Origin of the sequence: Gordonia sp. SGD-V-85 (genome assembly GCF_001456905.1) — a bacterium.
Lineage (GTDB): Bacteria > Actinomycetota > Actinomycetes > Mycobacteriales > Mycobacteriaceae > Gordonia > Gordonia hongkongensis.
In genome coordinates this window covers 71440-84335 of the sequence record NZ_LNQO01000020.1, presented here as the reverse complement: position 1 = coordinate 84335, position 12896 = coordinate 71440, and the positions used below count along the sequence as shown (strand labels likewise).

The following is a 12896-nucleotide window of genomic DNA, read 5'->3' as shown; positions in this document are numbered from 1 at the left end:
CGGTCAGCCCGCGGCGTTCGACCGGGGCGTGTGGAAACGCACCGGCTCGCCGAGGCGCGCGGTCAGCAGCGGCCGGGCGTCGTCGGGAATCGGGGTGGGTCGGCCGGTGTCCGGGTCGACGACGACCATCGTGGTCTCGGCCGTGGCACACAGCATCCCGGACTGGTCGAACAGGCGCAGGGCCATGACGAACGACGACCGGCCCACGCGTCCGATGCAGGTGCGCACGTGCACCGGGTCGAGCGAGTAGTGCACGGGAGCGGAGAACTCGATGTCCTGACGCGCGACGAGGAACGAGAACTTCCGCGGCCGGTCGGGCATCCATTCATAGAACGAACGCACCCGGCTCTCCTCGAAGATCCGGGAGATCTGCACGTTGTTGATGTGGTTGTTGATGTCCATGTCGCCCCAGCGCAGCGCGACCGGGATGTCGAGGACGTAGTCCGGTCCGGCGGAACCGGCTGCGGTTGCCTCGGGATCGAGGGCATCTGGGTCGGGGGCATCTCGGTGGGGGGCCACGGCGCGATCTTAGTGCGGGACACGCGTACGACGAACTGCAGGAGTCACCGCCGACCAGACCGTAGACTCACTCGCCGGGGCAGGACGTCAGGCGTATCGGTGCGCGCACCCCCGGCGCGCGGTGAGGGGCTCGGGTGAACATCGACACGGCACGGGCTCGGCTGCGCCCGGTGTCCGCCGTCGATGTCGACGAGCTCGTCCACCTCGACAGCGATCCCGAGGTCATGCGGTACGTGAGCGGCGGTGCCGCGACACCGCGCGCCGTGATCGAGGACTGGGTGGTCCCCCGCGCCGAGACCGAACACCGCAGACACGGCACCGGCACCTGGATCCTGTGCGACCCCGCCACCGCCGCCTTCCTCGGCTGGATCTCGCTGCGCACACCACGGCACAGCAACCGTGCCGAACTCGAACTGAGCTATCGCCTCCGGCGCACGGTGTGGGGCCGCGGCCTCGCGACCGAGGCGGCGTTCGCCCTCGTCGCGTTCGCGTTCGACCACCTCGGCACCGAGCGGGTGTTCGCGAGCACGGTCGCCCGCAACGCGTCGTCGCGCCGCGTGATGGAGAAGCTCGGGATGACGCTCTGCGCCATCCACCTCTGCGACGACGCCGCGGACTCGGCCGAGCTGCTGACCATCCACCCGGACCGCGACCGGTCTGAGGTCGAATACGAGCTCCTCCGGGCCGACTGGCAGGAGCGATCGCAACGATGGTCGTCGGCCGGGGGTCTCACCGCGTGAGCGCAACACCCCTCTGGCCGCGCCCATCGGATCATCATTGACTACCGTTGAGAACATGCACGGTCGTACTCCGGCCCCGGCGCTACACGGCCCCCTCGGGTAGCACCCCACTCGGGTTCGCCGAAGTCCGCACGACCGTCGCCCAACGACCTGGAAGGAGATGTCTGGAGATGAGCAGCCCCGCCGTCCAGGCCCCCGCTGGAGCAGCCACGACCCGTCGGAAAGTGGTCATCATCGGTTCGGGCTTCGGCGGATTGTTCGCCGCCCAGCGACTGGCCAAGGCCGATGTCGATGTCACGCTGATCGCCAAGACCACCCATCACCTGTTCCAACCGATGCTCTACCAGGTGGCGACCGGCATCGTCGCCGAGGGCGAGATCGCACCGGCCACCCGCGTGGTCCTGCGCAAGCAGAAGAACACCGCGGTGCTCATGGGTGACGTGTACGACATCGACCTCGAGGCCAAGACCGTCACCTCCCGCCTGCTCGAGCGCATCACGGTCACCCCGTACGACGACCTCATCGTCGCCGCCGGCGCCGATCAGTCGTACTTCGGCAACGATCACTTCGCCGAGTACGCGCCCGGCATGAAGACCATCGACCACGCACTCGAACTGCGCGGACGGATCCTGGGCGCCTTCGAGCAGGCCGAGCTGTCCCACGACCCCGCCGAGCGCGCCAAGCTGCTGACCTTCGTGGTCGTCGGCGCCGGCCCCACCGGTGTCGAATTGGCCGGCCAGATCGCCGAGATGAGCGACAAGACCCTCAAGGGCGCGTTCCGCAACATCGACCCGACCGAAGCCCGGGTGATCCTGCTCGATGCCGCGCCGGCCGTCCTGCCACCGTTCGGCCCGAAGCTCGGCGGCAAGGCCGCGGCCCGCCTCGAGCGCATGGGTGTCGAGATCCAGCTGAACGCGATGGTCGTCGACGTCGACTACGACGGCCTGGTCGTCAAGGAGAAGGACGGCACTACCCGCCGCATCGAGTCGCAGTGCAAGGTGTGGTCGGCCGGCGTACAGGCCAGCCCGCTCGGCCAGCAGCTCGCCGAGCAGTCGGGCGTCGAACTCGACCGCGCCGGCCGGGTGAAGGTGCTCCCCGACCTCACCATCCCCGGCCATCCCGAGGTGTTCGTCGTCGGCGACATGATGGCCGTCGACGGGGTCCCGGGTGTGGCGCAGGGCGCGATCCAAGGCGGCCGCTATGCCGCGGACGCCATCAAGGCCGAGCTGAAGGGGCAGACCCCCGACCAGCGCAAGCCGTTCAGCTACTACGACAAGGGCTCGATGGCGACCATCTCGCGGTACTCCGCGGTGATGCAGGTCCCGATCCCCGGCATCAAGAAGACGTTCGAGACCGAGGGCTACTTCGCCTGGCTCGGCTGGCTGGCGCTGCACCTCGTGTATCTGGTCGGGTTCCGCAACCGCCTGAACACCCTGATCAACTGGTTCTTCGCGTTCACCACGCGCGGCCGTTCGCAGCTCGCGGTGACCGAGCAGCAGGTCTACGCGCGCACCGCGATCGGCCAGTTGTCGGCGCTCGAGAAGGCCGGCGAGACATCCGATGCGGAACCGGCGAAGACCGATGCCGGGACGGTGGACACCGCGTCGACCGCTCCCGGGGCGACGGGCTCGGTCCCCACCGAGGGCAAGGACGCCGACGGCAAGGAATCCGAGGCCGAGGCCAGCTGACCCGCGGGCGGCGGCCGGCCCTTGGGCGGTCGTCTATGGCACGACGGCCAGAGAGTCGATCTCCAGGCCGTCGGCCAGCCGCCGCGCGGTGCTGACCGAGGTCCCGAGCGCCGTGGTCAGACTGGCGCCGCCGGCCAGCTGCAGACGCGCGGCGAACTCGGTCTCGTGCACGTCGCCGGGCCGGTTGTCGGGGTACCGGAACACGCTGCTCGCCGCTCGGTGGCCCGCGGCCCCCGCGGGTGTGCCCTGACCGAGCGAGAGCCGATGGGCCAGCACGACTTGATCGTCGACCTCGACGCGCAGACCCCCGGTCCAGGCACCCATCCGGTCGCGGTCGACGAGGGTGGCGTCCGTCATGCTCGCCGCCCGGCCGATCTGGACGTGCTCGTGGAGATCGAGGGTGGCGCCGGCGGCGAGTCGTGCCGTGATGTCCGAGCGGTGGACCGCGCCACCGGCGACGACCGTCGGTTGCGGGTCGATGCGCAGGCGACCACCGTCGCCGACGGCGATCTCCCACCGAGCCGACGAGTCCGGACGGTCGCGGGCCGGCAGCGCGATCGTCGCCGCGACGCTGCCGAGGCGCAACTGCGCACCCGGTTCGACCTCGATGCGCACCACGATCTCGTCACCACCGAGCGGCGTGGCGGCGGTGCCGATCAGCTGAACGTGGCCCGGCGCGGTCACCCGCACGCCCAGTCCCCCGACCGCCCGATGACGCACGCCACGCTCGACGGTGGCGACGATGTCGACCTCGGTGCGCATCGTCACCCGGCGGCGACCGGGGCCGCCAGTTGGGCCCGGACCCAGGCCAGCACGTCCGTCGCGGCCGGGTCCTCGGTCAGCGAGATCATGGCGGTCTGCCGGCCCTCGCGGACCTTCGCCGCGTCGCGCCGCATGACCTCGAGGTCGGCGTTGACGCGCTCGGCCAGATCGATCTTGTTGATCACCAACAAGTCCGAGAACGTGACGCCGGGTCCGCCCTTGCGGGGCACCTTGTCCCCGCCCGCGACGTCGATGACGAAGATCTGCACGTCGATCAGACCTGTCGAGAATGTCGCGGTGAGATTGTCGCCGCCCGATTCCACGAGGATCAGATCCAGCGGCGGGTTCGCCTCGACGAGATCGTCGATGGCGTCGAGATTGGCGGTGATGTCGTCCCGGATGGCGGTGTGCGGACATCCGCCGGTCTGGACGGCGGTGATCCGTTCATCGGGCAGAACGGCGTTGCGGCGCAGGAAGTCGGCGTCCTCGGTCGTGTAGATGTCGTTTGTCAACACGGCGACCGACAACTCGTCCCGGAGCTGTCGGCACAGTGCGGCCACCAGCGCGGTCTTGCCCGATCCGACCGGGCCACCGACACCGATGCGCAGCGCCTCGCCGGGCTCGCGCTTGCGGCGCGGCCGGTTGTGGTCGTGGGTGTGCGGCTGCCCGTCGATGAGATGCGGGGGCATGGGAACTCCTCTCGGTTCGCGACGGCGACTTCGCCGGGTCACGGGATGGATGGGCGGTGGTCAGGACATGAACAGCGGCATCGGTTGCCGCTCATGGCGTTCGGCGAAGATGTCGAGCACCGGATCGGACAGGTCCGACAGGCCGACCGCGGCCTCGGCGGCGACGCGTTCGCACTCGGGACCGAGTTCGGCGATCATGATCGACACGTCGGCCGGGTCGAGTGCGAGCAGGCGCTGGCCGGCAGTCGCCGACCCGCTCATCGTGGTGTACACGAGGATCAGGGCCGTGTGGAAACCCGACAGCGAGGACACCGCGCCGATCGACCCGCTGATGACGGGGAGATGCGTCGACGGCCGGTGGGCCGACCAATCGACGTCCGGCCACATCCGCCGCGCCAGCCGCACCATCCCGCGGCCCTGCGCCAGCGATGCCTTCCGTGCGGCCGCCGACGGTGTGCGCGCATCGGTTTCGCGTTGCGCGCGGGGCACGTCGAGCGCGCCGTCGGCCACGGCCGCCGCCACCGATGCCGCGACGAGACCGCTCGTGGTCACCCGGCGGTACAGGAAGGACGCGAGATCGCCTGCGGTGCGAATGAATCCGTCGGTGATCGCCTGCTCGACGCCACCGGAGTGGACGTGCCCGCCCACCGGTAGACGCGAATCCGCCAGGGCCAGCATCATCGCCAGCGGCGCGGAGGCGCCCGCGTTCGTGTCGTCGGGTCGCATCAGAACAGGAAATACCGTTGCGCCATCGGGAGTTCGGCGACGGGCTCGGACTCCCACACCTCACCGTCGACCCGCACCGTGAACGTGTCGGGGTCGACCTCGATCGTCGGGCAGGCGTCGTTGTTGACCATGTCGGCCTTCCCGACGCCGCGGGTGTTCTTGACAGGGACGAACCTGCGGTCGACCCCGATGCGCCCGGCGAGATCGGCGTCGGCACCCGGGGCGACGAAGCTGACCGACGTCGCGGCCGCGAGTTTCGGTGCGGCGCCGAACATCGGGCGCGGGAAGACCGGTTGCGGCGTGGGGATCGAGGCGTTGGCGTCGCCCATCGCCGCCCACGCGATGGCGCCGCCCTTGATGACCAGATCGGGGCGGATCCCGAAGAACGCCGGGTCCCACAGCACGAGGTCGGCGAGCTTACCGACCTCGACGGATCCGATCTCGTCGTCGAAGCCATGCGCACGCGCCGGACAGATCGTGTACTTCGCGATGTAGCGCCGTGCGCGATTGTTGTCCGCCCGACCGTCGCCGGGCAGCGATCCGCGTTTGCGCTTCATCACGTGCGCCGTCTGCCACGTCCGGAGCACGACTTCGCCGATCCGGCCCATCGCCTGCGAGTCCGAGCCGATCATCGAGATGGCGCCCAGGTCGTGCAGGAGGTCTTCGGCCGCGATCGTGGACGGCCGGATCCGGCTCTCGGCGAAGGCGAGGTCCTCCGGCACGGTGGGGTTGAGATGGTGGCAGACCATCAACATGTCGAGATGCTCGTCGAGTGTGTTGACCGTGTGCGGGCGCGTCGGATTCGTCGACGACGGAAGCACATTCGGGTAGGCCGCGACCGTGATGATGTCCGGCGCGTGACCACCGCCCGCGCCCTCGGTGTGGTAGGCGTGGATGCCGCGGCCGGCGATCGCGCCGAGGGTCGTCTCCACGAACCCGGCCTCGTTCAGGGTGTCGGAGTGCAGGGCGACCTGCACGCCGGTCTCATCGGCCACCCGCAGGCAGGCTTCGATGGCCGCGGGCGTACTGCCCCAGTCCTCGTGCAGCTTGAAACCCGAAGCGCCCGCGCGGATCTGCTCGTGCATCGACTCGGCGCTGACGGTGTTGCCCTTGCCGAGGAGCGCGATGTTCATCGGCCAGTGATCGGTTGCGGCGAGGATCGAGGCCAGATGCCACGCGCCGGGTGTCACGGTGGTGGCCTTGCTGCCCTCGGCCGGACCCGTACCGCCGCCGATCACGGTGGTGATCCCGTTGCCCAACGCCTCGTCCATGATCTGCGGACAGATGAAGTGCACATGGCAGTCGATCGCGCCTGCGGTGACGATCTTGCCGTTGCCGGCGATGATCTCGGTCGACGGCCCGATGACCAGGTCCGGATGCACCCCGTCCATGGTGTCGGGATTACCCGCCTTGCCCATCGCGACGATGCGTCCGTCCCGAATCCCCAGGTCGGCCTTGATGATTCCCCAGTGATCGAGGACCACGACACCGGTGATGACGGTGTCGGGGGCGCCGTCGGCGCGGGTCGCCCGACTCTGTCCCATCGACTCGCGGATCACCTTGCCACCGCCGAAGACGGCCTCGTCTCCGGCGCGACCCGGTCCGCCCGACAGGTCCTCGGTGACCTCGATGAGCAGATCGGTGTCGGCGAGGCGGATCAGATCGCCCGTGGTCGGGCCGAACAGCTGTGCGTACCGGTCACGTCCCAGGATGGCCATGCGTCACTCACTCTCGTCGGTACGGACGGCGTCGACCGGTCCGCAGGCACCGGGGGGCTCCAAGGAGATCCCGTACACCTCGCGGGTTCCGCCGAGCGGGACCAGACCGACGGTCATCTCGATGCCGGGCTCGAAACGCACCGCGGTCCCGGCCGGGATGTCGAGGCGGCGGCCGTGTGCGCGAGCGCGGTCGAAGACGAGTGCGGCGTTCGACTGCGGGAAGTGGACGTGACTGCCGACCTGCACCGGACGATCGCCGGAGTTGACGACCCGGAGTTCGACGGCGTCGGCACCCGCGTTGAGCTCGATGGTCCCGTCAGCGGCGATGACCTCACCCGGCACGAGTGTCGATCGCGGGCCGGGATGCGTACCCGACATTTCGGTCTCCTCTGGACTGCTGCTGTTCGATGGACGGGCGCGGGGCGCCACGATCCACCTCGGACGGTGCCCCGATCGCGGGGCGTCAGGCGATGGGGTCGTGCACGGTCACCAGCTTGGTGCCGTCGGGGAACGTCGCCTCCACCTGGACGTCGTGCAGCATCTCCGGCACCCCGTCCATGACGTCGTCGCGCCGGAGCACCTCGCGGCCGGATGTCATCAGCTCGGCCACCGACCGGCCGTCGCGGGCGCCCTCCAGGACGTGATCGGTGATCAGCGCGACCGACTCCGGGTGGTTGAGCTTCAGGCCGCGCCCCTGCCGCCGCCGGGCCAGCTCGGCCGCGTAGGAGATCAACAGCCGTTCTTGTTCATGCGGCGACAGTCGCACCGGGAGCGCTCCTCGAGAGTGTTCGGCCGGACGGTCTGTTCGGTGGGTCCGGCCGGGCAGTAGGAGTCATCCTGCCATGCCGACACGGGGTCGGCGCGCCGAGTGGCGATGGGGTGACGCGGGCCTCAACGGCCTATGTGACCTCGATGTTCTGCAGCCGCACCTGCGACTTGGCCAGCATCTTTCCGTCCTGGTCGACCATGTCGACAGCCCACAGCTGCTGGCGACGGCCCCGGTGGATCGGGGTGGACGTCGCGGTGACCGTGCCGGCGCGGACGGACCGGAGGAAGTCGGTGTTGTTGTTCACCCCGACGGCGGTGCCGCCGATCCCGGAATCCTGCAGCCAGAGGAAACCGCTCATGCTGGCGACACTCTCACCGACCGCGCAATAGACGCCGCCGTGCACGATGCCGAACGGCTGATGATGACGCTCGGTGATCTCCATCGTGGCCACGATCCGGTCCGGCCCGGCCTCGACGACCTCGAGTCCCAGGACCCCGTCGAGCCCTTTGCCGAATGAATCCCGGAGAACATCGTCCGCACTGTCAGCAGTCATGACGTCAACAGTCGCATGTCGGTCGGATCGTGGCGACAGCAGTCCGGGACTCGGCGGGGAACCGGGCTCGACCGCCGATCGTTTGCCCCCCGAGGATCCCAGAAGGCCCCGCATCTCTGGGAGATGCGGGGCCTTCCGTGCCGTGGACCGGGGGTCTCTGCAGCCCTCAGGACTCTCGCGCGGTCCGACGTGACACTTAATGTAGGCTAGCCTTACCAACCTGTCAAGCGTTCGGGAAAAGGCCACGTCAGGAGCGTGGTGACCGACATCGGCGTCGCTCGGCACACCGACCCGCAACAACTGGGTATCCACCGGACCCACAAACGGAGGCACAGCAGTAAAATGCGAAAGATGAATGGCCTGGGCGACCTCGAACGCGCTGTGATGGACACGTTGTGGGAGAGTTCGACCCCGCAGACCGTGCGGCAGGTACACGCCGCACTGTCCCGGGACCGCTCCCTTGCGTACACGACCGTCATGACAGTCCTGCAGCGACTGGCGAAGAAGAACCTGGTGACGCAGATCCGCGACGACCGGGCCCACAAGTACGTCCCCACCCATCCCCGCGAGGACCTGGTCGCCAGCCTCATGGTCGACGCGCTCAGCGAGGCCGCCGCTCCCGGCTCCCGACATGCGGCCCTGGTGTCCTTCGTCGGTCGCGTGGGCGCCGACGAGGCGGCCGCCCTCCGTTCCGCACTCGATGAACTCGAAGCCGCCCGCGGAACGAGCGACACCGGCTAGATTCGCGGCACCACCACTCGCAGCCCACCCTGAGGAATCACCAGATGACCGCCTTGCTCTTCGGCATCGTCAGCCTGGTGCTCGCCGGACCCGTACCCGAGGCACTGTCCCGGGCCCGCTGGCCGATCCGAGCACCACGCGCGGCGATGACGCTGTGGCAGGCCATTGCCCTGGCCGCCGTGCTGTCGGCGTTCAGCTGTGGCCTGGCGATCGCGGCGAACATCCTCGTGATCGGTCCCGACGGCACCCCGACGACGCACCCGGTCCGTGAGATCGAACGCCTCGGCTGGCCGCTGTGGCTCCTCTGCGTCGGGGTCTTCGTGCTCACCCTGCTCGTCGGCGCGCGGCTGTTCTACACCGTGATCCGCGTCGGCCTGCGCACCCGCGCCCGGCGCAAGGCGCACCGTCAGCTCATCGACATCCTCGACCGTTGCGACCGGACCGACGACGCCGACGATCCGCTCTACGCCCGCGACGTCCGGATGATCGACGTCGAACAACCCCTCGCCTACTGCCTGCCCGGGCTGCGTCAGCGCGTCGTGGTCAGCGAAGGCGTGGTGCATCGGCTCACCCGTGACGAACTCGTCGCGGTGATCGCCCACGAACGCGCGCACCTCCGCGCCCGCCACGACCTCGTCCTCGAGGCCTTCATCGCGTTGCACGAGGCGTTCCCCCGCTTCGTCCGCAGCAGCTCGGCGCTCGGCGCCGCGGAACTGCTCGTCGAGGCACTGGCCGACGACCAGGCCGTCCGCGCGACCACCCCGACGACACTGGGTCGCGCACTGGTCGCGTGCGCCGACGCGGTGGCTCCCCGCGGGGCGATGGCGGTCGGCGGGCCGACCACCCTGACCCGCGTCCACCGGCTCCGCGACGACCGTCCCGCACGCGTTCTCGCGGCCGGCGCCTACATCGCCGCCGCCGCGATCCTGGTCCTGCCGACCCTCGCGGTCGCGATCCCGTGGCTTACCGAGCTCAACCGACTCATGTCGGCGTTCTGACGACTCCTGCCCCCGGCGGTATCGGACCGCCGTCACACGTGGAGGCAGATCGCCGCTTCGGACACAGAGGCAATAGGCTGTCCGCATGAACAATGTCGACGCATCGTCCTCCTCCGCGAAGGCCCAGATCGGTGTCACCGGCCTGGCCGTCATGGGTTCGAACATCGCACGCAACTTCGCCCGTCACGGGTATACGGTCGCGCTGCACAACCGCAGCATCGCCAAGACCGACGCGCTGCTCGAAAACCACGGCGGCGACGGCAACTTCATCCGCACCGAGACGGTGGCCGAGTTCGTGGCCGCACTCGAGCGTCCGCGCCGGGTCCTCATCATGGTGAAGGCGGGCGACGCGACCGACGCGGTCATCGAGGAACTCGCCGACGCGATGGAGCCGGGCGACATCATCATCGACGGCGGCAACGCCCTCTACACCGACACCATCCGGCGCGAGGCCGCGATGTCGGCCCGCGGACTCAACTTCGTCGGCGCGGGCATCTCCGGCGGCGAAGAGGGCGCGCTCAACGGCCCGTCGATCATGCCGGGCGGACCCGCCGAGTCCTACGAGTCGCTCGGGCCCCTCCTCGAGTCGATCGCCGCCCAGGTCGACGGCGAGCCGTGCTGCACCCACATCGGGCCCGACGGCAGCGGCCACTTCGTCAAGATGGTGCACAACGGCATCGAGTACGCCGACATGCAGCTCATCGGCGAGGCCTACGACCTCATGCGCAAGGCCCTGGACATGCCGGTCTCGGAGATCGCCGACGTCTTCCGCGACTGGAACACCACCGAACTCGAGAGCTACCTGATCGAGATCACCGCGGAGGTCCTCAGCCAGGTCGACGACGAGACCGGCAAGCCGCTGGTCGACGTCATCGTCGACGCCGCGGGTCAGAAGGGCACCGGCCGCTGGACCGTGAAGTCCGCACTCGACCTGGGCATCCCGACGACCGGGATCGCCGAGGCCGTGTTCGCCCGCGCCCTGTCGAGCGCCACCGATCAGCGCGTCGCCGCGCGCGGCCTGTCGTCGGGCAACCTCGGCTCGGCCCCCGCCGACCGCGAGAGCTTCGTCAACGACATCAAGACGGCCCTATACGCCTCCAAGGTCGTCGCCTACGCCCAGGGCTTCGATCAGATCGCCGCCGGCAGCGCCGAGTACGGCTGGGATGTCGACCGCGGAGCACTGGCCACCATCTGGCGCGGCGGCTGCATCATCCGGGCACAGTTCCTCAACCGCATCCGTGAGGCCTACCACGACGACCCCGCCCTTCCGAGCCTGCTTCTCGCGCCGTACTTCCGCGAAGCCGTCGAGGTCGGCATCGACAGTTGGCGCCGGGTGGTTTCGACCGCGACGCTGCTCGGTATACCCGTGCCGGCCTTCGCGTCGTCGCTGTCGTACTACGACGGTCTGCGCGCCGAACGGCTGCCGGCCGCGCTGACCCAGGGTCTGCGCGACTTCTTCGGTGCGCACACCTACCAGCGCATCGACAAGGAGGGCACGTTCCACACACTGTGGAGCGGCGACCGCTCCGAAGTGACCGAATAGGAGCCTGCGAACCCCAGTGCGATTCATCGAAGGCCACCGGCCGACACATGATCTGACCTACGACGATCTGTTCATCGTCCCCGGCAGGTCGGATGTCAGTTCCCGATTCGACGTCGACCTGTCGACGTCGGACGGCAGCGGTACCACGATCCCGCTGGTCGTGGCGAACATGACGGCGGTGGCGGGCAAGCGCATGGCCGAGACGGTGGCCCGCCGCGGTGGGCTCGTGGTCCTCCCCCAGGACCTGCCCATCGAGGCGGCCGCCGCGTCCATCGCCTTCGTGAAGTCACGGCACCTGGTGGCCGACACACCCGTCACCCTCGACCCGGACGCGTCGGTCACCGATGCGGTCGCGTTGATCCCGAAGCGTTCCCACGGCGCGGCCGTCGTGGTCGAAGACGGCCGGCCGGTGGGTGTCGTGACCGAGAGACGGTGCCGCGACGTCGACCGGTTCGCCCGGGTCCGCGAGATCGTCGACCCCGACATCGTGACGCTGCCCGTCGACACCCCGCCCCGCGAGGTCTTCGACGCGCTGGGTGACCTGCACCTGGGCCTGGCCGTGCTCGTCGAACCCGACGGCCGGCTCACCGGGGTGCTCAACCGCGTCGGTGCCCTGCGGCATGCGATCTACACGCCGAACCTCGACTCCGCCGGCGCCCTGCGGATCGCGGCGGCCGTCGGCATCAACGGCGACGTCGTGGGCAAGGCTCGCGCGTTGGTCGCCGCGGGAGCGGATCTACTGGTGATCGACACCGCGCACGGCCATCAGGAGAAGATGCTCACCGCGCTGTCCGCGGTCGCCGACGCCGACTTCGGCGTCCCGATCGCGGCCGGCAATGTCGTGTCGGCCGAGGGCACGCTCGACCTCATCGACGCCGGCGCGTCGATCATCAAGGTCGGTGTCGGGCCGGGCGCGATGTGCACCACCCGCATGATGACCGGCGTCGGGCGTCCCCAGTTCTCGGCGGTCGCCGAATGCGCCGCGGTCGCCGCGGGACACGGTGCAGCGGTCTGGGCCGACGGCGGTGTCCGACACCCGCGCGATGTCGCGCTCGCACTGGCCGCCGGGGCGTCGAACGTGATGGTCGGCTCGTGGTTCGCCGGGACCCACGAGTCACCGGGCGACCTGCTCGTGGACGAGCGGGGTCCGTACAAGGTGAGTTTCGGCATGGCCTCGAAGCGGGCGGTCGCGGCCCGGTCGAGCGGCGACAGCACCTACGACCGAGCACGCAAGAGCTTGTTCGAAGAGGGCATCTCGAGTTCACGGATCCGCCTGAACCCGGAGCGGCCCGGCGTCGAGGACGTCATCGACCACATCTGTGCGGGCGTCCGCAGCACGGCCACGTACACCGGCGCCCGCAACCTGCGCGAACTCCACGACAAGGTGGTGTTGGGCATCCAGTCGCCCGCCGGCTTCGCCGAAGGACGGCCCCTGCCGGGCGGGTGGTGA

General features: G+C 69.5%; 14 protein-coding genes. 6 read left to right on the top strand and 8 right to left on the bottom strand.

Features of this window, described 5'->3' with window-relative positions; all coding sequences use genetic code 11:
• Positions 1-3: 3 nt before the first annotated feature.
• Positions 4-519, bottom strand: coding sequence for an acyl-CoA thioesterase (locus tag AS181_RS19655; protein ID WP_058253205.1), 516 nt, complete (start codon positions 517-519; stop codon positions 4-6).
• Positions 520-653: 134 nt separating this feature from the next.
• Between AS181_RS19655 and AS181_RS19650 the strand changes: the two genes are divergently transcribed.
• Together AS181_RS19650 and AS181_RS19645 are read left to right on the top strand one after the other, a co-directional pair.
• Entirely contained in the window at positions 654-1259 is a 606-nt protein-coding gene (locus AS181_RS19650; RefSeq protein ID WP_058253204.1) for a GNAT family N-acetyltransferase, read from the top strand.
• Positions 1260-1429: 170 nt separating this feature from the next.
• Complete coding sequence (locus AS181_RS19645) at positions 1430-2947, top strand: NAD(P)/FAD-dependent oxidoreductase (RefSeq protein ID WP_058253203.1); 1518 nt, start codon at positions 1430-1432, stop codon at positions 2945-2947.
• A gap of 33 nt (positions 2948-2980) precedes the next feature.
• Here the strand turns inward: AS181_RS19645 and AS181_RS19640 are convergent, their stop codons facing one another.
• The 7 genes from AS181_RS19640 to AS181_RS19610 all read right to left on the bottom strand — a co-directional run bounded on the left by AS181_RS19640 (position 2981) and on the right by AS181_RS19610 (position 8164).
• Positions 2981-3709, bottom strand: coding sequence for an urease accessory protein UreD (locus tag AS181_RS19640; protein WP_058253202.1), 729 nt, complete (start codon positions 3707-3709; stop codon positions 2981-2983).
• Between the two features lie 2 nt (positions 3710-3711).
• The gene (gene ureG / locus AS181_RS19635) at positions 3712-4398 is read right to left on the bottom strand and encodes an urease accessory protein UreG (RefSeq protein WP_058253201.1); all 687 of its coding nucleotides are present in this window, start codon (positions 4396-4398) and stop codon (positions 3712-3714) included.
• Positions 4399-4458: 60 nt separating this feature from the next.
• Entirely contained in the window at positions 4459-5124 is a 666-nt protein-coding gene (locus AS181_RS19630) for an urease accessory protein UreF (RefSeq protein WP_058253200.1), read from the bottom strand.
• Positions 5124-6842, bottom strand: coding sequence for an urease subunit alpha (locus AS181_RS19625; RefSeq protein WP_058253199.1), 1719 nt, complete (start codon positions 6840-6842; stop codon positions 5124-5126). The genes AS181_RS19630 and AS181_RS19625 overlap by 1 nt, the downstream gene beginning before the upstream one ends.
• 3 nt (positions 6843-6845) lie before the next feature.
• On the bottom strand, positions 6846-7220 hold the full coding sequence (locus AS181_RS19620) for an urease subunit beta (protein ID WP_058253198.1): 375 nt from the start codon (positions 7218-7220) through the stop codon (positions 6846-6848).
• Positions 7221-7305: 85 nt separating this feature from the next.
• Entirely contained in the window at positions 7306-7608 is a 303-nt protein-coding gene (locus AS181_RS19615; protein ID WP_058253197.1) for an urease subunit gamma, read from the bottom strand.
• Positions 7609-7741: 133 nt separating this feature from the next.
• Positions 7742-8164: a PaaI family thioesterase gene (locus tag AS181_RS19610; RefSeq protein ID WP_058253196.1), complete on the bottom strand. Its 423-nt coding sequence runs from the start codon at positions 8162-8164 to the stop codon at positions 7742-7744.
• A 342-nt stretch (positions 8165-8506) separates the two neighbouring features.
• Between AS181_RS19610 and AS181_RS19605 the strand changes: the two genes are divergently transcribed.
• The 4 genes from AS181_RS19605 to AS181_RS19590 all read left to right on the top strand — a co-directional run bounded on the left by AS181_RS19605 (position 8507) and on the right by AS181_RS19590 (position 12896).
• Positions 8507-8905, top strand: coding sequence for a BlaI/MecI/CopY family transcriptional regulator (locus AS181_RS19605; RefSeq protein WP_058253195.1), 399 nt, complete (start codon positions 8507-8509; stop codon positions 8903-8905).
• 44 nt (positions 8906-8949) lie between these two features.
• On the top strand, positions 8950-9903 hold the full coding sequence (locus tag AS181_RS19600; protein WP_058253194.1) for a M56 family metallopeptidase: 954 nt from the start codon (positions 8950-8952) through the stop codon (positions 9901-9903).
• 85 nt (positions 9904-9988) lie between these two features.
• A complete protein-coding gene (gene gndA / locus AS181_RS19595; RefSeq protein WP_058253193.1) occupies positions 9989-11446 on the top strand; it encodes an NADP-dependent phosphogluconate dehydrogenase in 1458 nt (485 codons plus the stop codon).
• A 16-nt stretch (positions 11447-11462) separates the two neighbouring features.
• On the top strand, positions 11463-12896 hold the full coding sequence (locus tag AS181_RS19590) for a GuaB1 family IMP dehydrogenase-related protein (RefSeq protein ID WP_058253192.1): 1434 nt from the start codon (positions 11463-11465) through the stop codon (positions 12894-12896).